This window comes from Fictibacillus tiangongensis (genome assembly GCF_048083785.1).
Classification (GTDB): Bacteria; Bacillota; Bacilli; order Bacillales; family Fictibacillaceae; genus Fictibacillus.
Window position 1 is genome coordinate 250,166 of the sequence record NZ_CP182294.1, and the last position, 24,830, is coordinate 274,995.

The 24,830-nt window shown below is 41.0% G+C and carries 29 protein-coding genes and 2 tRNA genes; 23 read left to right on the forward strand and 8 right to left on the reverse strand.

Translation table 11 applies throughout. The features are described from left to right. Window positions 1–69 precede the first annotated feature (69 nt). The 8 genes from ACNJYY_RS01425 (at window position 70) to tsaD (ending at window position 5,823) form a co-directional block, all read left to right on the forward strand. On the forward strand, window positions 70–1,449 hold the full coding sequence (locus ACNJYY_RS01425) for an amino acid permease (RefSeq protein WP_416730251.1): 1,380 nt from the start codon (window positions 70–72) through the stop codon (window positions 1,447–1,449). A gap of 141 nt (window positions 1,450–1,590) precedes the next feature. Beyond that, window positions 1,591–1,667: transfer RNA gene (locus ACNJYY_RS01430), tRNA-Met, on the forward strand. 112 nt (window positions 1,668–1,779) lie between these two features. Beyond that, window positions 1,780–1,855, forward strand: a tRNA-Asp gene (locus tag ACNJYY_RS01435). 339 nt (window positions 1,856–2,194) lie between these two features. Next, on the forward strand, window positions 2,195–3,193 hold the full coding sequence (gene thiL, locus ACNJYY_RS01440; RefSeq protein WP_416730252.1) for a thiamine-phosphate kinase: 999 nt from the start codon (window positions 2,195–2,197) through the stop codon (window positions 3,191–3,193). 9 nt (window positions 3,194–3,202) lie between these two features. Then, the gene (tsaE, locus tag ACNJYY_RS01445) at window positions 3,203–3,655 is read left to right on the forward strand and encodes a tRNA (adenosine(37)-N6)-threonylcarbamoyltransferase complex ATPase subunit type 1 TsaE (RefSeq protein WP_416730253.1); all 453 of its coding nucleotides are present in this window, start codon (window positions 3,203–3,205) and stop codon (window positions 3,653–3,655) included. Continuing rightward, complete coding sequence (gene tsaB / locus ACNJYY_RS01450) at window positions 3,655–4,350, forward strand: tRNA (adenosine(37)-N6)-threonylcarbamoyltransferase complex dimerization subunit type 1 TsaB (RefSeq protein ID WP_416730254.1); 696 nt, start codon at window positions 3,655–3,657, stop codon at window positions 4,348–4,350. The genes tsaE and tsaB overlap by 1 nt, the downstream gene beginning before the upstream one ends. 10 nt (window positions 4,351–4,360) lie before the next feature. Beyond that, a complete protein-coding gene (gene rimI / locus ACNJYY_RS01455) occupies window positions 4,361–4,810 on the forward strand; it encodes a ribosomal protein S18-alanine N-acetyltransferase (RefSeq protein ID WP_066399684.1) in 450 nt (149 codons plus the stop codon). Then, window positions 4,807–5,823, forward strand: a complete 1,017-nt coding sequence (tsaD, locus tag ACNJYY_RS01460) for a tRNA (adenosine(37)-N6)-threonylcarbamoyltransferase complex transferase subunit TsaD (protein WP_416730255.1) — start codon at window positions 4,807–4,809, stop codon at window positions 5,821–5,823. The genes rimI and tsaD overlap by 4 nt, the downstream gene beginning before the upstream one ends. 439 nt (window positions 5,824–6,262) lie before the next feature. On the opposite strand, the gene ACNJYY_RS01465 is transcribed toward tsaD, so the two are convergent. Continuing rightward, entirely contained in the window at window positions 6,263–8,203 is a 1,941-nt protein-coding gene (locus ACNJYY_RS01465; RefSeq protein WP_416730256.1) for an ABC-F family ATP-binding cassette domain-containing protein, read from the reverse strand. Between the two features lie 385 nt (window positions 8,204–8,588). On the opposite strand from ACNJYY_RS01465, the gene moaC reads away from it, so the two are divergent. Genes moaC through tatC form a run of 4 tightly spaced genes read left to right on the forward strand, consistent with a single transcriptional unit; the run spans window position 8,589 to window position 10,766 of the window. After that, entirely contained in the window at window positions 8,589–9,092 is a 504-nt protein-coding gene (moaC, locus tag ACNJYY_RS01470; protein WP_153236453.1) for a cyclic pyranopterin monophosphate synthase MoaC, read from the forward strand. 45 nt (window positions 9,093–9,137) lie between these two features. Then, window positions 9,138–9,773 (forward strand): redox-sensing transcriptional repressor Rex, encoded by a 636-nt coding sequence (locus ACNJYY_RS01475; RefSeq protein WP_066391175.1) that lies wholly within the window; start codon window positions 9,138–9,140, stop codon window positions 9,771–9,773. A gap of 18 nt (window positions 9,774–9,791) precedes the next feature. After that, on the forward strand, window positions 9,792–9,971 hold the full coding sequence (locus tag ACNJYY_RS01480) for a twin-arginine translocase TatA/TatE family subunit (protein WP_118156255.1): 180 nt from the start codon (window positions 9,792–9,794) through the stop codon (window positions 9,969–9,971). A gap of 12 nt (window positions 9,972–9,983) precedes the next feature. After that, the gene (gene tatC / locus ACNJYY_RS01485; RefSeq protein WP_416730257.1) at window positions 9,984–10,766 is read left to right on the forward strand and encodes a twin-arginine translocase subunit TatC; all 783 of its coding nucleotides are present in this window, start codon (window positions 9,984–9,986) and stop codon (window positions 10,764–10,766) included. Window positions 10,767–11,223: 457 nt separating this feature from the next. On the opposite strand, the gene ACNJYY_RS01490 is transcribed toward tatC, so the two are convergent. Beyond that, window positions 11,224–11,427, reverse strand: coding sequence for a YdiK family protein (locus ACNJYY_RS01490; protein ID WP_137792220.1), 204 nt, complete (start codon window positions 11,425–11,427; stop codon window positions 11,224–11,226). Further along, entirely contained in the window at window positions 11,424–12,137 is a 714-nt protein-coding gene (locus tag ACNJYY_RS01495) for a CPBP family intramembrane glutamic endopeptidase (protein ID WP_416730258.1), read from the reverse strand. Before ACNJYY_RS01495 ends, ACNJYY_RS01490 begins: the two co-directional genes overlap by 4 nt. A 246-nt stretch (window positions 12,138–12,383) precedes the next feature. On the opposite strand from ACNJYY_RS01495, the gene groES reads away from it, so the two are divergent. Beyond that, window positions 12,384–12,668 carry a co-chaperone GroES gene (gene groES, locus ACNJYY_RS01500; protein WP_137792218.1) on the forward strand — a complete coding sequence of 95 codons (285 nt, stop codon included), beginning with the start codon at window positions 12,384–12,386 and terminating at the stop codon, window positions 12,666–12,668. Between the two features lie 94 nt (window positions 12,669–12,762). After that, a complete protein-coding gene (groL, locus tag ACNJYY_RS01505; protein WP_416730259.1) occupies window positions 12,763–14,400 on the forward strand; it encodes a chaperonin GroEL in 1,638 nt (545 codons plus the stop codon). A gap of 87 nt (window positions 14,401–14,487) precedes the next feature. On the opposite strand, the gene ACNJYY_RS01510 is transcribed toward groL, so the two are convergent. The 4 genes from ACNJYY_RS01510 to ACNJYY_RS01525 form a co-directional block, all read right to left on the reverse strand. Continuing rightward, window positions 14,488–15,687 carry a tyrosine-type recombinase/integrase gene (locus ACNJYY_RS01510; RefSeq protein WP_416730260.1) on the reverse strand — a complete coding sequence of 400 codons (1,200 nt, stop codon included), beginning with the start codon at window positions 15,685–15,687 and terminating at the stop codon, window positions 14,488–14,490. After that, window positions 15,665–16,177 carry an ImmA/IrrE family metallo-endopeptidase gene (locus ACNJYY_RS01515; protein ID WP_416730261.1) on the reverse strand — a complete coding sequence of 171 codons (513 nt, stop codon included), beginning with the start codon at window positions 16,175–16,177 and terminating at the stop codon, window positions 15,665–15,667. Before ACNJYY_RS01515 ends, ACNJYY_RS01510 begins: the two co-directional genes overlap by 23 nt. Before the next feature lie 73 nt (window positions 16,178–16,250). Next, on the reverse strand, window positions 16,251–16,868 hold the full coding sequence (locus tag ACNJYY_RS01520) for a DUF4352 domain-containing protein (protein ID WP_416730262.1): 618 nt from the start codon (window positions 16,866–16,868) through the stop codon (window positions 16,251–16,253). A 124-nt stretch (window positions 16,869–16,992) separates the two neighbouring features. Continuing rightward, a complete protein-coding gene (locus tag ACNJYY_RS01525) occupies window positions 16,993–17,349 on the reverse strand; it encodes a helix-turn-helix domain-containing protein (protein ID WP_416730263.1) in 357 nt (118 codons plus the stop codon). Between the two features lie 154 nt (window positions 17,350–17,503). On the opposite strand from ACNJYY_RS01525, the gene ACNJYY_RS01530 reads away from it, so the two are divergent. Together ACNJYY_RS01530 and ACNJYY_RS01535 are read left to right on the forward strand one after the other, a co-directional pair. After that, window positions 17,504–17,743: a helix-turn-helix transcriptional regulator gene (locus ACNJYY_RS01530; protein WP_416730264.1), complete on the forward strand. Its 240-nt coding sequence runs from the start codon at window positions 17,504–17,506 to the stop codon at window positions 17,741–17,743. Between the two features lie 36 nt (window positions 17,744–17,779). Further along, a complete protein-coding gene (locus ACNJYY_RS01535; RefSeq protein ID WP_416730265.1) occupies window positions 17,780–17,998 on the forward strand; it encodes a hypothetical protein in 219 nt (72 codons plus the stop codon). On the opposite strand, the gene ACNJYY_RS01540 is transcribed toward ACNJYY_RS01535, so the two are convergent. Beyond that, complete coding sequence (locus ACNJYY_RS01540; protein WP_416730266.1) at window positions 17,988–18,245, reverse strand: hypothetical protein; 258 nt, start codon at window positions 18,243–18,245, stop codon at window positions 17,988–17,990. The two genes, ACNJYY_RS01535 and ACNJYY_RS01540, sit on opposite strands and share 11 nt — an antisense overlap. A gap of 237 nt (window positions 18,246–18,482) precedes the next feature. Here ACNJYY_RS01540 and ACNJYY_RS01545 point away from each other — a divergent pair, with 237 nt between their 5' ends. The 7 genes from ACNJYY_RS01545 to ACNJYY_RS01575 all read left to right on the forward strand — a co-directional run bounded on the left by ACNJYY_RS01545 (window position 18,483) and on the right by ACNJYY_RS01575 (window position 24,777). After that, a complete protein-coding gene (locus tag ACNJYY_RS01545) occupies window positions 18,483–18,794 on the forward strand; it encodes a hypothetical protein (RefSeq protein WP_416730267.1) in 312 nt (103 codons plus the stop codon). Then, a complete protein-coding gene (locus ACNJYY_RS01550) occupies window positions 18,795–19,559 on the forward strand; it encodes a BRO family protein (RefSeq protein ID WP_416730268.1) in 765 nt (254 codons plus the stop codon). It abuts the gene before it with no gap. A gap of 64 nt (window positions 19,560–19,623) precedes the next feature. Then, on the forward strand, window positions 19,624–20,148 hold the full coding sequence (locus ACNJYY_RS01555; RefSeq protein ID WP_416730269.1) for a helix-turn-helix domain-containing protein: 525 nt from the start codon (window positions 19,624–19,626) through the stop codon (window positions 20,146–20,148). A 121-nt stretch (window positions 20,149–20,269) separates the two neighbouring features. Further along, a complete protein-coding gene (locus tag ACNJYY_RS01560; protein ID WP_416730270.1) occupies window positions 20,270–20,632 on the forward strand; it encodes a hypothetical protein in 363 nt (120 codons plus the stop codon). A gap of 458 nt (window positions 20,633–21,090) precedes the next feature. Continuing rightward, complete coding sequence (locus ACNJYY_RS01565) at window positions 21,091–23,052, forward strand: AAA family ATPase (protein WP_416731782.1); 1,962 nt, start codon at window positions 21,091–21,093, stop codon at window positions 23,050–23,052. A 121-nt stretch (window positions 23,053–23,173) separates the two neighbouring features. Continuing rightward, window positions 23,174–24,079, forward strand: a complete 906-nt coding sequence (locus ACNJYY_RS01570; RefSeq protein WP_416730271.1) for a recombinase RecT — start codon at window positions 23,174–23,176, stop codon at window positions 24,077–24,079. Then, entirely contained in the window at window positions 24,076–24,777 is a 702-nt protein-coding gene (locus tag ACNJYY_RS01575; protein ID WP_416730272.1) for an MBL fold metallo-hydrolase, read from the forward strand. The genes ACNJYY_RS01570 and ACNJYY_RS01575 overlap by 4 nt, the downstream gene beginning before the upstream one ends. Window positions 24,778–24,830 lie beyond the last annotated feature (53 nt).

The following is a 24,830-nucleotide window of genomic DNA, read 5'->3' on the forward strand; positions in this document are numbered from 1 at the left end:
TTTTTGTCGAAATGTGATATGATACCTGAGTGAAAGCGCTTCATCATAGACATCAAGGGAGGCATAAAAATGAAGCCAAAACAAGAATTACATCGTGGGCTCGAAGAACGACATATCACACTTATGTCACTCGGGGCCGCTATTGGAGTGGGCTTATTTTTAGGTTCAGCTTCAGCAATTGAAATGGCGGGACCAGCAATTTTATTAGCATATGCATTAGGCGGATCTGTAATGTTCATCATTATGAGAGCGTTAGGTGAGATGGCGATTCATCAACCCGTTGCCGGATCTTTCAGCCGCTATGCTAAAAACTATATTGGACCACTTGCCGGTTATTTAACAGGCTGGAACTATTGGTTCTTATGGATCGTAACATGTATGGCTGAGATAACAGCTGTAGGTATTTATATGAAGATGTGGTACCCAGATGTACCTGTTTGGATTTGGGCACTATCAGCACTTGTGATCATGGCGAGCATCAACTTGCTTGCGATCAAAGCATATGGAGAGTTTGAATTCTGGTTTGCACTTATTAAGATCGTTGCCATCGTATTGATGATTATAACTGGTTTAGGCATGATACTATTTGGTTTTGGTAACGGTGGAGTAGCAACAGGAATCAGTAACCTTTGGGAAAATGGCGGTTTCGCACCAAACGGCATACAGGGAATCCTCATGTCTATGCAGATGGTTATGTTTGCATTCCTAGGAATCGAGATGATCGGTGTTACAGCAGGTGAGGTTAAGAATCCTGAAAAATCTTTAGCAAGAGCTGTAAACTCTGTATTCTGGCGTATCCTAATTTTCTACGTAGGGGCATTATTCGTTATCATGTCCATCTACCCGTGGGATCAGATCGGAACGCAAGGAAGTCCGTTCGTTCTTACATTTGAAAAAATCGGTATCGGACAAGCTGCTGGTATCATTAACTTTGTTGTTTTAACTGCGGCATTATCAAGCTGTAACAGTGGAATTTTCAGTACAGGACGTATGCTTTTCAACCTGGCTGAGCAAAAACAAGCACCGGCTAAACTTCATAAAGTAAGTAAAACGGGTGTACCATCTGTAGCTGTATTAGTTTCAGCTGGAGCACTTCTTATTGGAGTCGTGTTAAACTATCTTGTTCCTGAAAAAGTTTTCGTATGGGTAACAAGTATCTCAACATTCGGAGCGATATGGACATGGTCGATTATACTTCTGTCACAGCTTAAGTTCCGCAGAAGCTTAAGTGAAGAAGAAAAGAAAACATTGAAATTTAAAGTTCCGTTCTTTCCGTATGGTTCATATATCGCATTAGCTATTCTAATCTTTGTTGTAGGACTCATGGCATACTTCCCAGATACACGTATCGCCTTGATCGTAGGCCCTTGTTGGTTGATCTTACTAACAGCGATCTACTATTTAAAAGGGTTCAACAAACGCCCTGAAAATAACAATAAAGTGGCATAAAATAGAGGGCACAGGAAATAAATAAAATTTCTTGTGCCTAATATTTTTTAAACACTTGCATCATACTAAGATACATGATATATTAATAAATGTCCGAAACAAGTTGTTATCTAAACCAGAAAAAACAACATTTTATAACGTCGCGGGGTGGAGCAGTCTGGTAGCTCGTCGGGCTCATAACCCGAAGGTCGCAGGTTCAAATCCTGTCCCCGCAACCAATTAATTTTCATGAACTACGTCGAGTAAACGACTAGACATGAAATATCGGAAGTGCCCATCGGGTGCAACCAATTAATTTTCATGAACTACATCATCAATTACATACAAGCTGGACCCGTGGTGTAGTGGTTAACATGCCTGCCTGTCACGCAGGAGATCGCCGGTTCGACCCCGGTCGGGTCCGCCACTTTTAAAAACGAAACAAGGTTTCGTGTTTTTTTATGTCTAAAAGTAAGTTAAACTAATATACAACTGTCACCTTAGGAGTTTTTATTATAATCCTAAGGCTTTTTTATAAATTTTTATTTGGCTATGGCTATATGACTTGTGTTTTACTATTTTTCTTCATTGATTTGTTGATTTGAGTGAAAGGTGCGAGACTCCTGCGGGACGAGTGGGACAGGTGAGACCCTTAAAGGCGCAAAGCGGCAAGGGGCTCACCGCCCGCCCCGCGGAAAGCGAAGCACCTGTAACGGATATCAACCACTTCCAAACAACAAAGTAAAGACCAGAGAGGAGCACATCCATGATTAAAGATGAATTTGAATGGATTAACAGCATCACGCCTCGGCACTTTTTTCAACAAGAGGTGGTTCAAGGCATTGGTGATGATGCTGCTCTTTGGTCGGTGAACGAAGAGATGAATCAAATCGTTTGTGTGGATACCATGGTAGAAGGTGTTCATTTTACGAGGGATACATTATCACCTTATCAAACGGGCTTTAAAGCACTGGCTGTGAACGTCAGTGATATTGCCGCTATGGGTGGTATTCCACAGTTCTATCTCGTTTCGATTGCGATTCCACCTGAATGGTCGGAGGATGAGCTGCAGGAGATCTATCGAGGCATGGGGGATCTTGCAGAGAAATACAAAATGGATCTTATGGGCGGCGATACCGTTTCTACAAAAGGGCCGTTAGTATTATCGGTGACGGTTATTGGAAAAGTAGAAAAAGGAAGATCTTTATTAAGAAGTAACGCTAGACCTGGAGACTCCGTATTTTTAACAGGAACAACGGGAGAATCAGCGGCAGGGCTCAACATTCTGCTTGAAAAAACAAGACACGCTGAATTTACTTCAAACGAAGAAAAATGGACAAAAGAGCATCAGATGCCCATTCCTCATATCCAGCAAGGAAGAATTTTCGCAGGAAGTGGTTTTCGAATATCCTTGAACGATGTCAGTGACGGAGTGGCGAGCGAATTGAATGAGATCGCTGAAGCAAGTAACGTTTCCATTCATATAGAAAGAAAAAGTTTACCCGTAAGTGAGTCCTTAAGAGATTTACCAGAGGCTGACGTGATCAACCATCAGTTGTTTGGTGGAGAGGACTATGTGCTGGTTGGAACGGCATCAGAAGAAGATTTTAAAGTGCTGTCAGATACATTCAAACAACATGAGCTGCCGCTTTATGAAATTGGTAAGGTTGGAGAAGCTGGTAAGGCTGAGGTCTATCTTCACAAACAGGACGAGAAGCCTGAACTTCTCATGAAAAAAGGATTTAATCATTTTAGGGAAAGGTAAGGGGAAGTCATGAGTACTTATCAATACGAAACAAAGTCAGCGGAAGAAACGATGTCTTTTGCCGAAAAGCTGGGCTCTATTCTTCAAAAAGGAGATGTACTCACACTGGCTGGAGATCTTGGAGCTGGAAAGACGACTTTTACAAAAGGGCTCGCAAAAGGACTCGGAGTGACCCGTACAGTGAACTCTCCTACTTTTACCATCATTAAAGAATATAGTGGCCGATTACCGCTTTATCATATGGACGTGTACCGGTTAGAAGACTCTGATGAAGATTTAGGCTTTGAAGAGTACTTTTCAGGTGAAGGCGTCTGTGTGGTCGAGTGGGCCGTATTTATAGAAGACTATTTACCAGAGGAAAGACTTGAACTCGTTATCTCACATAAAGGCGACGATGAGCGCGAGATTCAATTAAAACCTCTCGGAAGCAGATACGAAGAACGCGTTAAGGAGATTATGTAATGAAAGTTCTTGCAATAGATACATCCAATCTTGTGATGGGGATCTCTGTATTGGATGAAGGAAAAGTGCTCGGTGAGTATATTACAAACTTAAAAAAGAATCATTCGATACGGGTGATGCCTGCGATTGAAGAAGTATTAAAAGAGACTGGTTTAAAGCCTATAGAACTCGATCGCATTGTGGTTGCGAAAGGGCCAGGATCATACACAGGTGTTAGAATCGGTGTAACAATCGCAAAGACACTTGCGTGGACGCTGAAAAAAGAACTCGTTGGGATCTCAAGCTTGGAAGTACTTGCTCAGAGCGGGAAATACTTTGAGGGCTATACCGTTCCGTTGTTCGATGCGCGCCGCACGCAGCTCTTTACGGGGCTTTACGGAAGAAATGATTCAGATGAGTATCAAAATCTTTGGGAAGACCAAATCATCTTATTAAAAGATTGGTTGGAAAAACTTCAAACGCTAGATAAAAAGATATTATTTGTAGGCAGCGATTTGCCTCTGCACCAAGAGACGATTCAGAACATGTTAGGCGACCAGGCTGTTTTTGGACAAGTATCTGATCACAATCCGCGTCCAAGCGAACTCGGACGTATCGGTATGACAAGCGAACCGGTTGATATCCATTCGTTTACACCAAGCTATCTTCAGTTGGCAGAAGCAGAAGTGAACTGGCTGAAGTCACAAGGGAAGTAGGGTGGATCTGATGGGAGAGCCTTATACATTCAGACTGGCAAAAGTAAGCGATATAGATGATATCCTTGGGATCGAGCAAGCGTCGTTTGCCGTTCCATGGTCAAGAGAAGCTTTTTACAGAGAGATTGTTGAGAACCAATTCGCTCATTACCTCGTCATCGAAGACTCCTTTCAGCCGGTCGGTTATTGCGGCATCTGGCTCGTTATGGATGAGGCACATGTTACGAACATCGCCATTCTTCCTTCTTATAGAGGGAGAAAGCTAGGGGAGATGCTCATGAGAGAAGCGATCAAGCTCGCGAAGATGCACGGCGCTGTATCGATGACGCTAGAGGCACGTGTAAGTAATCATGTTGCACAGAATTTATATAAAAAACTAGGATTTGAAGCAGGCGGTATCCGGAAAAACTATTATAGCGATAATGGTGAAGATGCTTTAGTAATGTGGGTGGAATTATGATAAAAGATGAATTGATATTAGCGATAGAAACAAGCTGTGATGAGACTGCAGTAGCGATTGTGAAGAACGGTACAGAACTGCTGGCAAACGTTGTCGCATCACAGATCGAGAGTCATAAGCGTTTTGGCGGAGTTGTCCCTGAGGTGGCGTCACGCCATCATGTTGAAGAAATTACAGTCGTTATAGAAGAAGCGCTGAATCAAGCGGAATTAGAGCCAGAAGATCTTACAGCAGTTGCGGTAACCGAAGGACCAGGACTTGTCGGAGCGCTATTAATCGGTGTTAATGCAGCTAAAGCATTCGCCTTTGCACACAGTCTGCCGCTCGTTCCTGTGCATCATATCGCGGGGCACATCTACGCAAACAGACTTGTAAAAGAAATGACGTTTCCACTGTTATCTCTTATCGTCTCAGGCGGGCATACAGAGCTTGTACTGATGGAGGAGCACGGCACGTTCAAGGTGATCGGTGAAACAAGAGACGACGCAGCAGGGGAAGCGTACGATAAAGTCGCGCGAACGCTCAACATGCCATACCCAGGCGGTCCTCATATCGATAAGCTGGCACAAGAGGGAGAAGCAAACATCGACCTGCCTCGCGCTTGGCTAGAGCCGAACTCGCTTGATTTCAGCTTCAGCGGCTTGAAGTCGGCTGTTATCAACACGGTTCATAATGCAACACAGCGTGGAGAAGTGATCAAGCCTGAAGATTTAGCAGCAAGTTTCCAAGCGAGTGTTGTGGATGTACTTGTGGAAAAAACATACCGTGCCGCAGAGCAATATAACGTAAAGCAAGTCCTCTTAGCCGGTGGAGTAGCGGCGAACAAAGGACTTCGTCACATGCTAGAAAACCGTTTTAATGGAACAAAGTACGATCTCGTCATTCCTCCGCTTCACTTATGCACAGATAATGCAGCCATGATTGGAGCCGCAGGAAGTGTGGCGTACCAAAAAGGAACACGTGGAGATATGGCATTAAACGGTGTACCAGGGTTAGATTTAGAAGCGCAATAATGTAAAAGCTCTTTTCCTTTTATGAGGAGAAGAGCTTTTTTTGATATCGACGTAATTCGACACAAAAACCCTTCATTTTTGTGGAAAAGTTATACACAGGTTTGTGGATAATGTGGACAATAGTTTTGAAACATTTGAAATAAAGGGTTTGTATTATACACAATTCACATCATGTATACACATGTTCGTGTGGATAAAGTGGATAAGTCTTCGGAAAGTGCTAAATCCACAGGTTGATCTGTGGATAAGAATGATTATTCGAAATTTTCACTTGGGTGTTTTTTAAAGTATATGAAGATACTTGTGTGTAACTTAGGGGAAGAAGGGAGTAAGTGATGTCGAAACGTGCGCAGCGAATGAAATGGTGTGTGGAGAAGTGCAAAAGTAAAACGAAAAAAGCTGACATCCCTACAATAAAGTAAGGATATCAGCTTTCAACTTAAGCGTTCTGTAGTTCTTCCCATTCTTCCATCAGCGTTTCCATCTCTTCGTTCAAAGCATCAAGCTGAGATTGGAATTCTTGCGTCTTTTCGTAATCCTGAAAGACTTCAGGTTTACAGAGTTCAGCTTCGGCCGAAGTGATTTTCGTTTCGAGTCCTTCAAGCAGACCCTCAATCTCCTCGATACGGCGCTGTCTTTTACGGTCGAGCTTCTTCGCTTCTTTATCAATCGAGTTCTTCGCACCGTTTCCTTGGTTGGAAGAAGGAGTGTTAACCGCGTTCTCCGCTTTCTGGCGCGCAGCGATTTCTTCACGTGCTTTCATCTCGTTTTTCTTTTCCGTGTAATAGTCGTAGTCACCTAGATACTCGGTCACGCCGGTTGGTGCGAGTTCAACGACCTTTGTGGCGATACGGTTGATGAAATACCGGTCATGCGATACGAAAAGAATCGTACCAGGATAGTGGATCAGAGCTTGTTCTAGGATTTCTTTGCTGTCGAGATCCAGATGGTTCGTCGGCTCGTCCAGCAGAAGAAGGTTTCCTTTTTCCATCATAAGCTTCGCCAGAGCAAGTCGAGCCTTCTGACCACCGCTCAGCTCGGTTACAAGCTTTAGTACATCATCACCGCTAAACAGAAACTGGCCAAGGATCGAGCGGATCTCTTTTTCCGTTTTTTCCGGATAATCATCCCACAGCTCGTTCAGTAGGGTCTTGCGTGAATGAAGATCTGCTTGTTCTTGATCATAGTGAGAGATCATAAGTCCACTGCCATAGCGTATATCGCCCGATATGAGCGGCAGCTGCTTACGTATCACTTTTAATAAAGTTGATTTCCCGATTCCGTTCGGTCCGACGATCGCGACGCTGTCCTGGCGGTTAACCGCTACCGATACGTTCTTAAATAACGGTTCACCGTCTTCATATCCTGTGCTCACGTTCTCAAGCTTCAGCACATCGTTCCCACTTTGTCTTTCAATCTCAAAAGAAAAACTAGCAGACTTTTCTGCGCCAGCGGGACGCTCTTTCAATTCCATCTTCTCTAACTGTTTGCGACGGCTCTGCGCACGTTTCGTAGTTGAAGCACGCACGATGTTACGCTGGATAAAATCTTCTAACTTCGCAACCTGCTCTTGCTGCTTCTCAAACTCTTTCATCTCTTGAGCGAAACGCTCCGCTTTTTGCTCGAGATAGCTAGAATAGTTACCTGTGAAACGGTAAGAACGTTTTCTAGAAACTTCATAAACGGTCGTTACGATCTTATCGAGGAAATACCGGTCATGGGAGACGATCAAGATGCCGCCGGGATAACTCTGTAAATATTGCTCGAGCCACGTGAGGGTTTTGATGTCTAAGTGGTTCGTCGGCTCATCGAGAATGAGTAGATCTGGTTTAGTTAATAGGAGCTTTGCGAGTGCGAGTCTCGTTTTTTGCCCACCACTTAATGTGTTGATCTTCGTATCGCGATCAAAATCGGCAAATTGAAAACCATGAAGAACCGTACGAATCTCTGCTTCATACTGATAGCCGCCTTCGTCTTTAAACGTAACTTGAAGTGCATCATAGTCTTTTAAGAGACGCTCATACTCCGCTTCATTCGCAATCACTTCCGGATCGCCCATACGCGCTTCCATCTCACGCAGCTTTTTCTCTTTTTTACGAAGGTCTTCAAACACCGAGAGCATCTCGTTCCAGATCGACTCATCAGAGTCCAGCCCCGCATCTTGTGCAAGATAGCCAGTCTTCACGTCTTTTGGAATCATGACATGACCAGAATCGTAGGAATACTCACCGGTAATCACGCGAAGCAGCGTAGATTTACCCGCACCGTTCCGCCCAACAAGAGCGATCCGCTCACCCTTTTGAACCTCTAGTTTTATATTCGATAAAATAACGTCCGCGCCAAACGACTTCGTAACGTCCTGAACTTGTAAAATAATCATTGTAATTTCACCTCTATGGAAAACGGGTGGTTTTATTAAATGGCTACTAAAATGATTGGAATTATTGCTTCATTGTAAAGTTGATTGGAGCGCAAGGTGCGAGACTCCTGCGGGACAGGTGGGCAGGTGAGACACTTATACGTGAAACGTACGAATGTGGCTCACCGCCTGCCCCGCGGAAAGCGAAGCACCTGGAGCGGAAATCAACTACTTTCAACAATCATGTATCAGCCTTAATACAAATAACCCTGTCTAACTAGTAGTTTAGCGTAGTTTGGAGATTCGCGCCAACAAAGGGAATGTTCAACATTTTGCAATAATTACAAGTAAAATGTTAACGACAATAAAAGCGGTTTCGTGTATATTCATCATGAGGAGGGGTTTTATGACAGAGTTTACCCATTTTAACGAAGAAGGCCGTGCGCGCATGGTTGATATTTCGGAAAAAGAAACATCTCACCGAACAGCCGTCGCGGTAAGCGGGGTAACGGTTTCTGAAGAAGTCTTCCTTAAGATCAAAGAAAACGGATTTAAAAAAGGGGACGTTCTAGCCGTCGCGCAGATCGCTGGGATCATGGCTGCCAAAAAAACCTCTGACTGGATTCCGATGTGTCACCCGTTATCACTGACTGGCGTTGATCTGTCTTTTTCATGGGATGAATTAGCGGACAGCATGTATAAACTAAACATCCAAGTTGAAGTGAAAACAAAGGGCAGCACTGGTGTTGAGATGGAGGCGTTAACAGCGGCTTCTGCAGCAGCGTTAACCGTCTATGATATGTGTAAAGCAGCGGATAAAGGAATGGTGATCGGACCTACATATCTCCAGTCGAAAACAGGAGGCAAGAATGGGGACTTTCTACGTTCTTCAAGCCCTGACAAAATATGATACAATAGGAATAGATAAGCTTTCTAAACTTGGAGGGCTCCAAATATGAACCAAGACCAGTTAAAAATACCACACGCAACAGCAAAACGGCTGCCCTTGTATTATCGTTTTTTGAAAAACTTATCATCTTCCGGTAAACAAAGGGTGTCTTCTGCTGAACTAAGCGAAGCCGTTAAAGTAGATTCTGCAACGATCCGCAGAGATTTTTCCTACTTTGGCGCATTAGGCAAAAAAGGTTATGGCTACAATGTTAATTATCTGCTGTCGTTCTTCGCGAAAACGTTGAACCAGGATGAGACAACAACCGTAGCGTTAATCGGAGTAGGTAACTTAGGCACGGCCTTTTTACATTACAATTTCACAAAAAATAACAATACCAAAATAGAAGTCGCATTCGATGTAGACCGAGCTAAAATCGGCAGCGAAATTGCCGGAGTTCCGATCTATCACACAGAAGACATCGAGCAAGAACTGAAGAACAGAGGCATCGATGTTGCGATCCTGACCGTTCCAGTAGGAGCCGCTCAACCGATCGCCGATCAACTCGAGCGCGCAGGTGTAACAGGCATCTTAAATTTCACACCCGCACGATTGACCGTCTCACCCGAGATTCGTGTTCATCACATCGATTTAGCTGTTGAATTGCAATCGCTTGTTTATTTTATGAAAAACTACTCTTAAAACAAGGAGGTAATCGTTATGTTAGGACCAGGAAGTATCGCGGTAATCGGACTTGCAGCTCTTGTTATGTTTGGACCGAAAAAGCTGCCTGAGCTAGGTAAAGCAGCAGGTAAAACGCTTCGCGAGTTCAAGAATGCAACAAAAGGCATGATGGACGAAGAAGATGACAAAAAGGAAAGCGAACAACTGAAGAAGTAAGGATGTTTGTCTATGACCTCTGAAAAAAATATGTCGCTATACGGTCACATTGGCGAATTACGAAAGCGCATCATGTGGGCGATTCTAGCCTTCTTCATATTCTTGATCGCTGGATTTTTCTTAGCTAAGCCCGTGATCGTATATCTGCAAAGTGATCCAATTGCAAAGAACATTCAGATGAACGCTTTTCATCTAACCGATCCACTGAACGTGTACATGACGTTTGCCTTCTTCATCGGCCTCGTCCTATCCGCACCAGTGGTGTTGTACCAACTCTGGGCATTCATCAGCCCGGGGCTTTATGAGAACGAACGAAAAGTTACGCTCATGTACATCCCGATCGCATTCGTGCTTTTCTTAACGGGACTCGCATTTTCGTACTTTATTCTGTTTCCGTTCGTTGTGAGCTTTATGGGAAATGTCGCCGTGGCACTCAGTGTAGAAGGCGAATACGGAATTCAGGAATACTTCTCATTCCTATTCAACATCACACTGCCGTTCGGCCTGTTGTTCCAGTTCCCAGTCTTGATCATGTTTCTGACGCGACTTGGAATCGTAACACCTGATTTCTTGAAGAGCATTCGCAAGGTAGCCTACTTTGGGATTTTAGTAGTAGCGGGATTGATTACACCGCCAGAGCTGCTGTCTCACTTGATGGTTACGTTCCCGCTTATCCTGTTATACGAAATCAGCATCATCATTTCGAAGACAGCTTATAAAAAACGCATGAAAGCCGAAGTCGAAGCACTCGTCAAAGAACGCGAAGCCCAGGCGGAAGCTATGTATCATGATTAAAAAGAGGATGACTCCACGTGGAGAATCCTCTTTTTGGTGTGGTTGGAGTGAAGTTGGGGTGTGGGAGAGTGGGAGCGGACAGTAAAAATGGGGAAGTGGACAGTAAATGTGCAAAAGTGGACAGTATTTCATCGAAAGTGGACAGTATTTTCTTAAAAGTCGACAGTAAGCATCGTTTGAGGTGGCTTGCGGGCTATTTAGCTGCCACCAAAAGTAATGAACAGCGTCCGTTTTGGCGCTGGTGATGATAATCTGTCGGATTCGTAGATTAATCTGTCCGATTGGTCGTATAATCTGTCCAATCTCCAACATAATCTATCCAATCTCCCATATAATCTGTCCATTTCAGCCACTAATCTGTCCAATCCCATCTTCGCCACTGGCCAACCTTACAAAGCACCACCCTAAATCCTACACAAACAAAAAACTGCCTCCATCAAGAAGCAGTTCCCCCATATTATTTCTTCTTTTTTCTTTTCAAGTGGTTGTTTAATGCGAAATAGCGGATGGCATTGGCGTAGTCGAAGGTTGCTACGACCATCGTGATGATGGTCCAGAAGCTTGTCATGCCGTACTCGCTTGCGTAATGAACGGCTAAGTACGTAAAGACGACCCCGATCCCTAAATATAAAAATGCCATAAACAGTGGTGATGTCTTCATAATAGTCCTCCAATAATCAATTGCGCTGTTTCTAGCTGTTGTTCCATTTCTTTGATTTTATCGGCAAATAATACTTGAACGATCAAAACGAGCGTGTTCATGGCAACGTGTGCCGCGATCGGTACGATAAGACGTTGAGTTCGCACATACAGAAAAGCGAACGTGAAGCCCATTGCCGTGTAGATTAATAAGTGTGTGAAGTCCGCATGAACAGCAGCAAAGATTAAAGAACTGATCAAAGCAGAGATAAAGAAATTAAAGCGTTTATGAAGAGAGCCGAAAATAATCTTTCGGAAGATGATCTCTTCTAGTATTGGCCCAACGATGGCCGTCACAATCATAAAATATTTAACGTTTTTAACGATTTCAACAAGTTGCTTCGTGTTTTCCGATCCAGGTTGAATGCCAAAAACATTCATCTCGATCATGCTCGCGATAATTTGAGCGGCGTACGCCATGAAAATACCGATGATCGACCATAGAACGGCAGATCCTTTTGAGACGCGCTTAGAATTCCGGTGGCGTTCTCTCATTTCAGGGATCAGCATGTAAAGGATAATAACAAGAGCCGCGATAAAGCTGAACGTTCCCCACATTCCAAAAAGTTGATTTCTAGGAACACCAAGTTCATTTAACAGTGGAACCCCAATGTAACCTGAGAATTGCATTACAATATATATGAAGATGATCCACCAATATTTTTTCTTCAAATTACCTTCTCCTTTACGTACAGCCCTAAAAATAATTACGTTTCATACCTCTTTATATGCTTACCCATTTTAACATAGAATAGGCAGGGCTCGCGAGGATATCGAATTTGAGGGTAATTCGATTTATATTTAGATTTCTCACTTGCAAAATTTTTTAGTTTTATTTATTATTAGAAATGGAGTTAGCACTCACTAACAAAGAGTGCTAATAAGAAATCTTTTAACTATTTAAGGAGGGTGTTTCACTTGTTAAAGCCACTAGGTGACCGTATTATTATTGAGCTTGTAGAAGGTGAAGAAAAAACTGCAAGCGGCATTGTATTGCCAGATTCAGCAAAAGAAAAGCCTCAAGAAGGAAAAGTTGTTGCTGTAGGTACGGGCCGTGTAACGGATAACGGCGAGCGTATCTCTTTAGAAGTTTCTGAAGGCAACACGATTATTTTCTCAAAATACGCTGGTACAGAAGTTAAGTACCAAGGTAAAGAATTCTTGATTCTTCGTGAGTCTGACGTATTAGCGATCGTAGGCTAATCGTTAGGTAACTGGGAAGCTTCAATGTTTTGAAGCTACATAAATAAAGCATATGTAAGTCACTAACTTTTAAAATTAATGGGAGGGTTTTTACATGGCTAAAGATATTAAATTTAGTGAAGACGCACGTCGCTCAATGCTTCGTGGTGTTGATGCACTAGCGAACGCTGTAAAAGTAACACTTGGACCAAAAGGACGTAACGTTGTGCTTGAGAAGAAATTCGGTTCTCCTCTAATCACAAACGACGGTGTTACAATCGCAAAAGAAATCGAGCTTGAAGATGCATTCGAAAACATGGGTGCTAAGCTTGTAGCTGAAGTTGCGAGCAAAACGAACGACGTAGCAGGAGACGGAACGACAACTGCAACGGTTCTTGCTCAAGCGATGATTCGTGAAGGACTAAAGAACGTAACAAGCGGAGCAAACCCAATGGTACTTCGTAAAGGGATCGAAAAAGCAACGGCTGCGGCTGTTCAAGAATTAAAAGCGATCTCTAAACCAATCGAAGGCAAAGAGTCTATCGCACAAGTTGCGGCGATCTCTGCAGCTGACGAAGAAGTAGGACAATTGATTGCTGAAGCGATGGAGCGCGTTGGAAACGACGGCGTTATCACGATTGAAGAATCAAAAGGATTCACTACAGAGCTTGAAGTGGTTGAAGGTATGCAGTTCGACCGCGGATACGCATCTCCATATATGGTAACTAACTCTGACAAGATGGAAGCAGAGCTTGAGAACCCGTACATCCTTATCACAGATAAGAAGATTACGAACATCCAAGAAATCCTTCCAGTACTTGAGCAAGTGGTTCAACAAGGAAAATCTCTATTGTTGATTGCTGAAGACGTTGAAGGTGAAGCACTTGCTACATTAGTAGTTAACAAGCTTCGCGGAACATTCAATGCAGTAGCTGTAAAAGCTCCTGGATTCGGTGACCGCCGTAAAGCAATGCTAGAAGACATCGCAGTACTAACTGGCGGTGAAGTAATTACGGAAGAGCTAGGTCTTGATCTTAAGACTGCGAACATCACGCAGCTTGGTACAGCTTCTAAAGTTGTGGTTACAAAAGAAAACACAACAATCGTTGAAGGTGCAGGAGACTCTGCTAAAATCGCAGCTCGTGTTAACCAAATCAAAGCACAACTCGAAGAAACAACTTCTGAGTTTGATAAAGAAAAATTACAAGAGCGCTTAGCGAAATTAGCTGGTGGAGTAGCGGTAATCAAAGTTGGTGCAGCTACAGAAACTGAGCTAAAAGAGCGTAAACTTCGTATTGAAGATGCACTTAACTCAACGCGTGCAGCGGTTGAAGAGGGTATCGTATCCGGTGGTGGTACAGCTCTAGTTAACGTGCTAAAAGCAATCGCTCAAGTAGAAGCGACAGGCGACGAGCTAACAGGTGTGAAACTAGTACTTCGTGCACTAGAAGAGCCAGTTCGTCAAATCGCACACAACGCAGGTCTTGAAGGATCTGTAGTGGTTGAGCGTCTGAAGAACGAAGAAATCGGAATCGGCTTCAACGCGGCAACTGGCGAGTGGGTAAACATGTTCGAATCTGGAATCGTTGACCCAACAAAAGTTACACGTTCAGCTCTACAAAACGCAGCATCCGTATCTGCAATGTTCCTAACAACAGAAGCAGTAATCGCGGATAAGCCAGAAGAAAACGCTGGCGGCGGAATGCCAGACATGGCCGGCATGGGCATGGGCGGAATGGGCGGAATGATGTAATTAAACTAAAGAAACCCTTGTATTATCAAGGATTTCCGAAGTTTTAAGTCGCTGATTTTTAACGAAAAATCACATTTCAATCACATTTCATTTAGAAATCTTATAATTGAGGATGTTTCCAAAAGTCTCGTTGACTTTATGTGAAGCATCCTCTTTCATTTTTTCAGTGACGTGAGTATAAATTTTAAGTGTTGTTTTCATATCATCATGGCCGACTCTTTTCATTATGGTTGTAATGTCTACTCCAGCTGAAGCAAGCATGCTGATATGTGTGTGCCTGAAAATGTGGGGTGTAGCATGTTTTTTAATGGATGTCTTTGCAAGAAGTCTCTCCATTCGAACTAAAACATTTTTAGGTGCTATCGGATAGCCATTTTCACGAGAAAAAATAAAATTTCCGTCATGAAAGTCTTCAGTATTTTTTCTAGCATCGTTTTGCAGCCGGATTTGTTTCATCCTATGAGCTTTTAACAGGTCCATGATCCGATCAGGTAAATCGAATTTTCGTATAGATCCTTTGGTCTTAGGAGGAGTTAAATCGTATTTCCTCATATTATTTGTTTCATTAGTAAGTGTTTTCGTTACACGAACTTCATTTTTATTAAAAGTAATATCCGTCCATTTTAACGCGCACATTTCTCCAGAACGCATTCCAGAGAAGGGAAGTAAGTAAAATATTTCACGATCCAGATAAAGTCCGAATTCTTCCACCGCATCAAGGAACTGAGAGATTTCATCTGTTTCTAAGAATTTTTCTTCTATACTTTGATTTTCAATTTCCTCAACAGTAATTCGCTTTTTTGGAATAACTGCGTGTAGGGTAGGACTTTCTTTAATTAATTTTTCTTTTACGGCATACTTAAAAATCATTCCTGCAGTAACATGCACACCTTCTATTGTTGTTCTGGCATATTCTTGTGCAGCTAAATCTGTTAATATTTTTTGGTACATTTTTGTTGAAACTTTATCTATGTTTACCATAGCAATGTAACGATTAATAATTTTTATTTCCTTTTCTCTGATACGTACAGTACTTCGCTTTACACCCGTTAATGTATAGACACTTAACCATTCTAAGGACAATTTATCAAAAGTGATGTTTTTGACCCTTTTTTCATCAATTCCATTATCCTCTAAGTTTTTTAGGGCCTCCTCTACTTTTTTAGCAGCTTCTTTTTTACTTTTTGCACGCCTGGAAATTTGTTTTCGTTTCCCGGTGACAGGATCTCGAGGTCCATCAGCTACACACATCCACTTTTTCCCTTTAATAAGCTCTCTGCAATACATAGTTCTTGGCTCCTTTCTGATTAATTAATCTTCTTCTTATTTGGTTTAGTCTTTCGGTACAAAGTTCTGCAGAAACTTTAAAGTCTTTCTGCCAATAATCAATTATGTTAGGATCGTTTAAGTCATATTCGTGGAGCATGTGATAAGGGATTGCTGCGTACCGGGTGAAATTTCTCGCATCGTACTCTTGAAGTTCTCTAAACGCAGCAGGCATAATTTTCACTTGATAACCAGCATGCCTTAATATATGACACCATTCATGATAAAACTGTTCGCGCTGTAATGGTGGTACAATTCTTGAATCGACAGTGATACTTTTGAAATTCCCGTTTTCATATGAAGTCGAGGGAATAGGCTTTTTAAAGTAAAATATGTTATAAATCAAAGCGATGCGCTCCTCGGATAAATCATTTGGTGTAAGGATTCTCATGCGCTTGTATTTTTGTGTAATCCACGATTCTAAAGGGGTTGGGAAATAGATTTTACTCATGATGCACCTCTTAATCAAACGTATGTTCGTATGTTGGTTGAAAAGAAAAGCCCTAAAATTTAGGGCTTATTTATTATTTTAACTTAATTTGTTCGTATTCGCCGCCAGACCAACCAGCACCGCTAGATACCTCTAAGTTATATTCTTTTGCTTCAGCTGGTAATTCAAATACTACCTTACCTGTTTTAGAAAGGTTAGGGTTAATATCTTGTAAGAAGAATGTTTCCCCTGCCTCATTCGCGTACATATCAAGCTCAACGTCAGGATCATATTCAGTATCATCTGCAGTCTTGATCTTAAACATTGTAGTATCTGCCATTCGGGCCTTTTTATCGTTATTCTTTACTGTAAGTTCTACTATTGCAAATTTACCTTCTGTAGTTTTGTCGCCAAGAACACTAGAAATTTTGTTTGTTTCAGTTACGCCTTTTACTATGTAGGAAAGGTTACCAACTTTAACCTCTTGGCCAACTGTAAATTGTTTCGGTTTTTTCTCTTCACTTTTCTTTTCACTTTTCTTTTCTTCTTTTTTAGCTGGTTCTGTTGAGGCAACTTCGGATTTAGGTTCACTTGAAGCAGTGCTTGTTCCAGTATCTTCTTCGCCACCAGTAGCAGCTGCAACTACAATAATTGCAATTACCCAAACCCACCATTTCTTATAGAATGGCTTTTTCACTTTCTCTTTCCCCATGTTAAACGACCCCTTTTGCATTTATTATGTATAAATGGGCAAAAAACCCAACAATACCTGAAATAAAAACACTCCATAGAGTGCTAGTTAAAAATACGGTATTCACTATGTAAAGTTTCGTTATTCAATTATCCTTTTTAAAATTCTTATTATATTGTTTAGCCATAAGCCTCAAACTCTCAATATGTTTTCTTACAGCCTCAATATCTTCTTCACTTAATCCTTCTAAATCAAAGAAGAATAGGTTTTCGTTTTCGATTTCTTTTTTCTCATTTTTTTGTGTTAAATCCTCTCTACCTAATAGGTAGTCAGTAGAAACTTCGAAATAATCAGCTATTTTCTGAAGAGTGTCGTAATCTGGTTGGCGACTTCCTTGCTCATAATTAGCTAGTTTTCCTCTTGAAAAACCCAATCGATCTGCTAGTTCGTACTGGCTTAAACCTTTATTTTTTCTTAGATTGGATAACCGTTCTCCTAACATATAATTCACTCTCCTGTTTCTATTATAAGAAACAGATAGTTTCTAATCTACAATAGAAACAAAAAGTTTCTAAAAAGTGTTGACAGAAACAAAACGTTTCTTTATTATGAAAATATAAACAGAAACAAAATGTTTCTAAAAGGTGGTGGAAATTATGGAACGCAAACTACTTATTAAGTTGAGAGGTGAATTACCAAGACCTCTTGTTGCTAACGAAATTGGGATTACTCCTCAAATGTTAGGAGCGATTGAAAGAGGAGATCGTACTCCTTCTCTGTTACTAGCAAAAAAAATAGCTGATTATTACAAAGTCTCAGTTGATTATATTTTTTTTAATGAAAACAGAAACAAATCGGGTCTTAAAGAGAAGCCAAAAAAATCACATTCTGCTTAATTATTTTTCCACAACTGCATAGAAAGAGGTGAAACCATGAACCAGAAAAATATCCAAACTGTAGCAGATCTTGAAAGGCAAGCCGCCGCGGGAACGACGGCTATTAAAGAAAATAAGTTAACCGTTTTTTATGAGCAAGATGTTGCTCGTGAAGTATTAAAGATTCTTGCTGAAAATAAAACACCAATTTTTGCGGTGAAAGATATTTTCAATCAAGTAACTGAATGGGTTGAAACACAAAAAGTTACTTACTAAATTCTAATAGAAATTCTTGACCTTCGATTGTAAGACGAGTGTTAGAAATACTTAAAGTAACTTCACCAAACGCATTCATTTTAGCTTTGATACCAACAAGATAGCGTTTATTTAACGCACTGGAAATTACATCAAACATTTCAACATCCGGTAAAGAATTAGCCCAATCTGTATGATTGCGGGGATCCTGTTGAATTGCTTTTAAAAGTTTAAACATTTTCTCATTAAATTCTTGGGTAACAGACATTCATTAACACCTCCTTCCAATTGTTTTATCGGAAGAAGGATAAGACTTTTCCACAACTGCATAGAGCACCGAACGAGCGGGAAGGTGCCACGATCCGAAAGGGGAGCCCAGCCTTTAAATACCTAAAAACGGTCACCTCCAAGACGTCGATGCTGCATGCAGTTGTGGCAGCGAAAAAATTTTACTCATTGAATGGTAAATTACAACTCAAATTACTTAATCAAGGAGGTGTACTCAATGTTCAAATTCGATTTTGACGAAGCGATGATTGAACAAATTTCTCAAAAGATTGCTGATCGTGCTTATGAAAAATTAGTTGAAAGATTTGATCGGACTAACAATCTTCCATATTTGTTAACAAGAACTGAAGCTAAAGAATTGTTGCGTTGCGGTGAAACAAAAATGTCTGAACTATTTGCTCGACCTGATTTTCCTATTAATACTGAATTCGGTAAGCGTGTTCCCACAAAATTGCTTTTTAAATGGATTGAACAGAACACTCGCTGGGTTAAACAAAACACAAATTACTTTGATAGGGAGGTAGTTTAAATGAATGAACTACAAAAACTGTTTGATTTTCGTGGGCAGCAATTAAGAGTTGTTGAACAAAATAACGAACCTTGGTTTGTAGCAAAAGATGTTTGTGACATTTTAGAAATCAAAAACAATAGAGATGCCCTTTCAAAACTAGATGAAGAAGAAAAGGGAGTAGCTTTAACCGACACCCTTGGCGGCAAACAAAAATTATCTATTGTTAACGAGTCAGGTCTTTACGAATTAATCTTCACCAGCCGTAAGTTGGAGGCGAAAGTTTTCAAGAAGTGGGTGAAGCAAGAAGTACTTCCTTCTATTAGAAAGCATGGAGCATACATGACCAATGAAACAATTGAAAAGGTAATTACAAGTCCCGACTTTCTTATCCAACTGGCTACCAACCTTAAAGAGGAACAAGAAGCTCGAAGACGTGCTGAAACTAAGTTAGAAAAACAACAACCACTAGTTCGTTTTGCTGAAGCATGCATGGCAACCAATAAATCAATGCTAGTCAGAGAGTTGGCCAAGTTGATTTCAAAAGAAGGTCTACTTATTGGTGAGAAGCGACTCTTCCAAAAGCTTCGTGAATGGAAACTGATCTTCCAGAACAAGAATGAACCTTATCAAAAGTACATCGACAATGAGTTTTTCTCTGTATCGCAAGGTGTTACCACTAACTCCGGTGGATCGCACGCTTACCTAACGATGAGAGTCACACCTAAAGGACAAGCATACATTGTTAACCGGTTGAAAAAAGAGCAGCAAGGATTGGCTATCTGATTTTCATTATAAATCTATTACTTACACAATCTACCATGTGGTAGGTACAAAAGGAGGAACAAATATGAACCAACTTGGCAATGCACTTGCCAGGGCTCGAAATTGGAAAGGACTAACACAAGAACAACTATCATTGAATCTTCCCATGAGTCGTGAAGCATTAAGTAAAGCAGAAACGGGGGCAAGGAAGATCCCAAAAGATCTTCGCCCCATCTTAGCACAAGAACTAGATTATCCCTTCTACTCAATGGCAGTTGCCCTTGAAGATACCGGAGGGGCATGGGTGCCGGAACTAAACGGAGACAAAGTGGATCTGCATCGATCAAGCGTGAGAAGTAAGACGATTGAAGAGCTTCAAGAAGCCATACAAGCAATTAGCGGAGTTTGTTTAGTTAATCATCCAGAGTACATACAAGAGCACGAGAGACACCAATTAAAAAAGGCATTGATGGAAGCGATAGACGCCATTATAGCTTTAACACACTTCGTAGGCATTATCTGTTTGGAATATGGCTTTTCTTGGATCGGTTTATGGAAAGAGCAACGACTTAAGCTCAAAGCAAAAGGATTTGTGAAAGGTAGCTATTGATGAACAAAGCAATTTTACTCAATCAACTGAAGACGGCATTTTTCGAAATTGAAACATTAGATCAACTTGTAATTTTTAAAAAGTACGCTGATTTACTATATGAAGTTTAGGAGGATGAACGATGAGAACAACAGCAAATATTAAGTTATTCCCAGCAGAAATGACAATGGTTCGTGAGGCTGCTAAAACACTAAGTGAAAACCTGACTGGTTGGAATAAGAAGTTATTCGATGGTACTGCACTAAAGAGAGTGATAGAAGCGAAGGAAAACTTATTGATGGATGGTATGGAACTAAAATTTGTTTCACAGGCATTAAACAAGCAAGGTTGGATCTACTTTTACTCTGGTAAGAAGCAAAAGGCAAAGACTTATTTTGAGTTAGCACAATGGATTAAAGAACAAAGAGTTCAATTCCAAGAAGAAAACGGGCCAAAAATAAAAACAGCCATTAGTGCGGACACACTAACAGCTGCTATCGTATAGGACGTTTAACAAATTCATTCTACCATAACTGGTTAATGAACAGCAATAGACTTCGGTCTCTGCTGTCGGACCTAGGAGAGTCTACACCTACCCCTATCTCTCTCTTAGGCCGGACAGTGCAGATCGCACTAGAAAGGCGGGTGAGAAAAGATGCACATGTGGAAAAAAACGGGATCGTGGACTCCAAATGAAACTTACTATTTAGTTAATCATCTGGATGTTCTTTCGAAAAAGTTGGGGTCGATTGATCTGGCTATTGACATTATTGCACATCGACTAAATCGGTCAACAGAGGCTATCAAAAATAAATATCTCTCAGAGAAACAAAAAAACCGCCACCTGGCAGGGTGACAGTTTTAACGGGATGTGTTTTGTAAAAATACTTATTCCCATTATATGCAGTTATCAACAATTTATCAACAAAAGGAGGATAAACAGTGAACACGAAGATTAGGTTAATGCAGCTGAACTTAAAGAATTTTAAAGGTGTTAAACAGTTCACTCTTGATCTACAAGGAGAGAACGCGAAAGTTTACGGTGATAATGCGACTGGTAAAACGACTTTGTTTGATGCATTTATTTGGGTGCTTTTTGATAAAGACAGTCAGAATAAAAAGGATTTTGAGCTAAAGACACTTAGCACGGATGGAAAATCACTCTCGGGGCATGAGCATGAGGTGGAAGCACAATTTAATGTGAATGGACGCAACATTACTTTAAGAAAAGTCTACTCTGAAAAATGGACTAAGAAACGTGGATCGGCACTTTCCGAATTCACCGGACATACTACAGATTATTTCATTGATGGTGTCCCAGTGAAACTAAAAGAATACAAAGGTCAAGTAGACAACATCGTTCAAGAGGATGTATTCAAATTATTGACCTCTCCTGCTTACTTTAGTGAACAGCTGGATTGGAAAGAACGAAGAAAACTTCTATTGACTATCTGTGGTGATATTACAGATCACGATGTTATTGAAAGCAATAAGGTTTTACAACAATTGCCTAATATCCTAAATGGTCTTGATATTGAAAAGCATCGATTGAAAGTAGCTGCGAGACGCACTGAGATTAATAAAGAACTGGATCGTATTCCAATCCGAATAGATGAAGTTCAACGTTCCATGCCAGATACATCTGATCTAAACGAAGAAGAACTTCAGCAAGAACTATCTTTCCTTAAGAATCAGGTTGAAGAAAAAGAAGCTGAAGTATCAAGAATTAAGTCTGGAGGAGAGATCTCCGCCAAAGAGAAAAGGCTTCGTGAAATTGAAGGGGAGCTACAGCAGATTAAGAATCAGCTGCAAGGTAAGACACTTGAAGATATGTCAGTCAAACGCCAGGAACTATCTACAATTCGGTATGAAACTGAAAATGCGGAGCTTCAGATTAAAACAAAACAAAACCGCATTGCCAGCAACAACAAAGCTATTCAAAGCTCAACAGAACTAACAGATCGTCTACGCAAAGAGTGGCATGAGATTAACGACCGTATATTTGAGGCTCATCATTCAGAAGATTGTCCCACATGTGGACAAGCACTACCTAGTGAGCAGGTACAAGAAGCTCACAATAAGGCATTAGAGCAATTTAACCTTGAGAAGGCACAACGGTTAGAAAGGATTGTTTCTCAAGGGAAATTAGAAGCCAGTGTGATTGAGAACATAAAAAATGATAATCAGGTGTTAGAACAAGAGATAAATAAACTAGAGGAACACATAAAGGTTCATCAATCTGAAATAGAACGACTACAAGAAAATGTTCTTAGTTTACAAGCAAATGTAAAGAACGTTGAGGCAGATTCTCTTTACATCCAGAAGAAAAAAGAGGCATTGAATATTGAGGAATCAATACAGAACCTACGAACATCTGTCCAAGAGTCGGTTTATAAGGTGAATCAAGAAATTTCTAACCTTAAAAACGAGTTATCTGCGTTAGAACAGGATCTAGCTAAATTTGCTCAGGTAAAGGTAGCGAACAAACGTATTCAGGAACTTCAAGATGAGGAGAGAAAACTAGCTGTAGAGTTTGAACGTTTGGAACATGAGCTGCACCTAACAGAAGAATTTATTCGAACAAAAGTAAATCTACTGACAGAAAAGATTAATTCGAAATTTAGTCAAGCACGATTCAGATTGTTTAAAAAGAACATCAATGGTGGTCTAGAAGAGACGTGTACCGCGACTTACCAAGGTGTACCTTACGACAAAGGGCTCAATAATGCAGCAAAGATCAATGTTGGTCTGGATATCATCAATACACTTTCTGAGCACTATGGAGTATCTGCTCCAATCTTTGTGGATAACAGCGAGGCAGTCACGAAGCTGATAGATGTAAATTCACAGGTTATTAGTTTAGTAGTTTCAGAGGCTGATAAGAAGCTACGAGTTGAGTATGGACAAATGGAGGAGGCAATTTAATGACTGCTAGACATGGTGGATGCGCAATGTGTAAAAGCAAAGATCAAGAAATTTTGAAAAGTACTACAGTTGGTGCTAATAGTATTTCTTTATGTGACACCTGCAGAAAGGCGGTTAAATAATGAGTAATCAGAATCAACTAGCCATGCTTAAGAAAGATACTGTGGACGTTGTTGCAACAAAGATAAAGCAGTTTCAAGAAAACAAAGAATTACACTTCCCAGCTAACTATTCACCTGATAACGCCATGAAGTCGGCGTGGTTAATCCTACAAAGTACAGTAGACCGAAATAAACAACCTGCATTGTCTGTCTGTACAAAAGATAGTATCGCAAACGCTGTTCTGGACATGGTTGTACAAGGATTGAATCCGGCTAAAAAACAAGGTTACTTCATTGTTTACGGAAATCAACTTACATTCCAGCGTTCATACTTCGGAACGATGGCTGTCACTAAGAGGGTAACCGGCGCAAAGAGCATAGAAGCAGCTGTCATATATGAAGGTGATGAAGTTGATTATGAAATGGTTAACGGTAGAATCACTAATCTTACTCATAAACAAAAATTCGGAAACATTAACAAAGAAAAGATTCTTGGTGCTTATGCAACGATTGTGGTTAATAAGGATGACGTTTACCACGAGATCATGACCATAGATGAACTTAGACAAGCTTGGAGTAAAGCGCAGTTTTGGGGCAAAGATCAAAAGATAGAGAAACAAGGTTCCACACATGATGAATTCAAGCAAGAGATGGCTAAAAAGACCGTAATCAATCGTGCTTGTAAGAAATACTTAAACTCTAGTGATGACGGAAGCTTAATTATGGAGCACATCAACGGTTCAGATGAGCGTACAGACGAAGCGCAGTTAGAAGAAGAAATCAGAAACAATGCAAACTCCGAATACATCGATGCTGAGTATAACGAGATTGTAGAAGATGAACAGGAACCGACTAAAAAAGAAAATCAAGAAACACATGTAAAAGCTGAGCCGGAACCTGCTAAAACAGGCGGACCAGGGTTTTGATTGAGATAAGATCGTTCGGAAGCTCTAGCGCGGGGAACTGCTATTACATTACTGATGGCAGAACCCCACTGCTTCTGGAAGCTGGTATCAAGTTTAAAGAGGTTCAAAGGTCACTAAATTTTCAAGCCTCATCAATTGCAGGCTGCCTTATAAGTCATGAACACGGTGATCACTGTAAAGCCATCAAAGATGTCTTAAAAGGTGGTATCAACTGTTACATGTCACCAGGTACGGCAGGAGCGTTAAATATACAACATCACAGAATACATACAATCGCTCCTAAACAGCCTTTTCGAATTGGGACATGGACTGTACTTCCCTTCGATGTTCAGCATGATGTAGCAGAGCCTTATGGCTTCTTGTTAGCAAATGATTCAGGTGAAAAGGTTTTGTTTGCGACAGATACCTATTACATCCGTTACAAATTTAAGGGGCTAACTCACGTTCTTGTCGAGTGTAACTACTCAATGGACATATTGAACGCAAACATTGCGATGGGCAGGACGCCAGCTGTTATGAAGAAACGATTGATGAGATCACATTTTAGTTTGGAGAACGTAAAAGAATTTTTGAAGGCTAACGATCTTAGCAAGGTTCAAGAAATCTGGTTGCTGCATCTTTCAGATTCAAACAGCAACCAAGATGAATTCAAGAGAGAAATCATGCAACTGACTGGGAAGATGGTCTATGTCCCGTAAATATGAAGTAGAAATACCTCACTTGTACTTAGAGCTCACAAAGGGCTACAGCA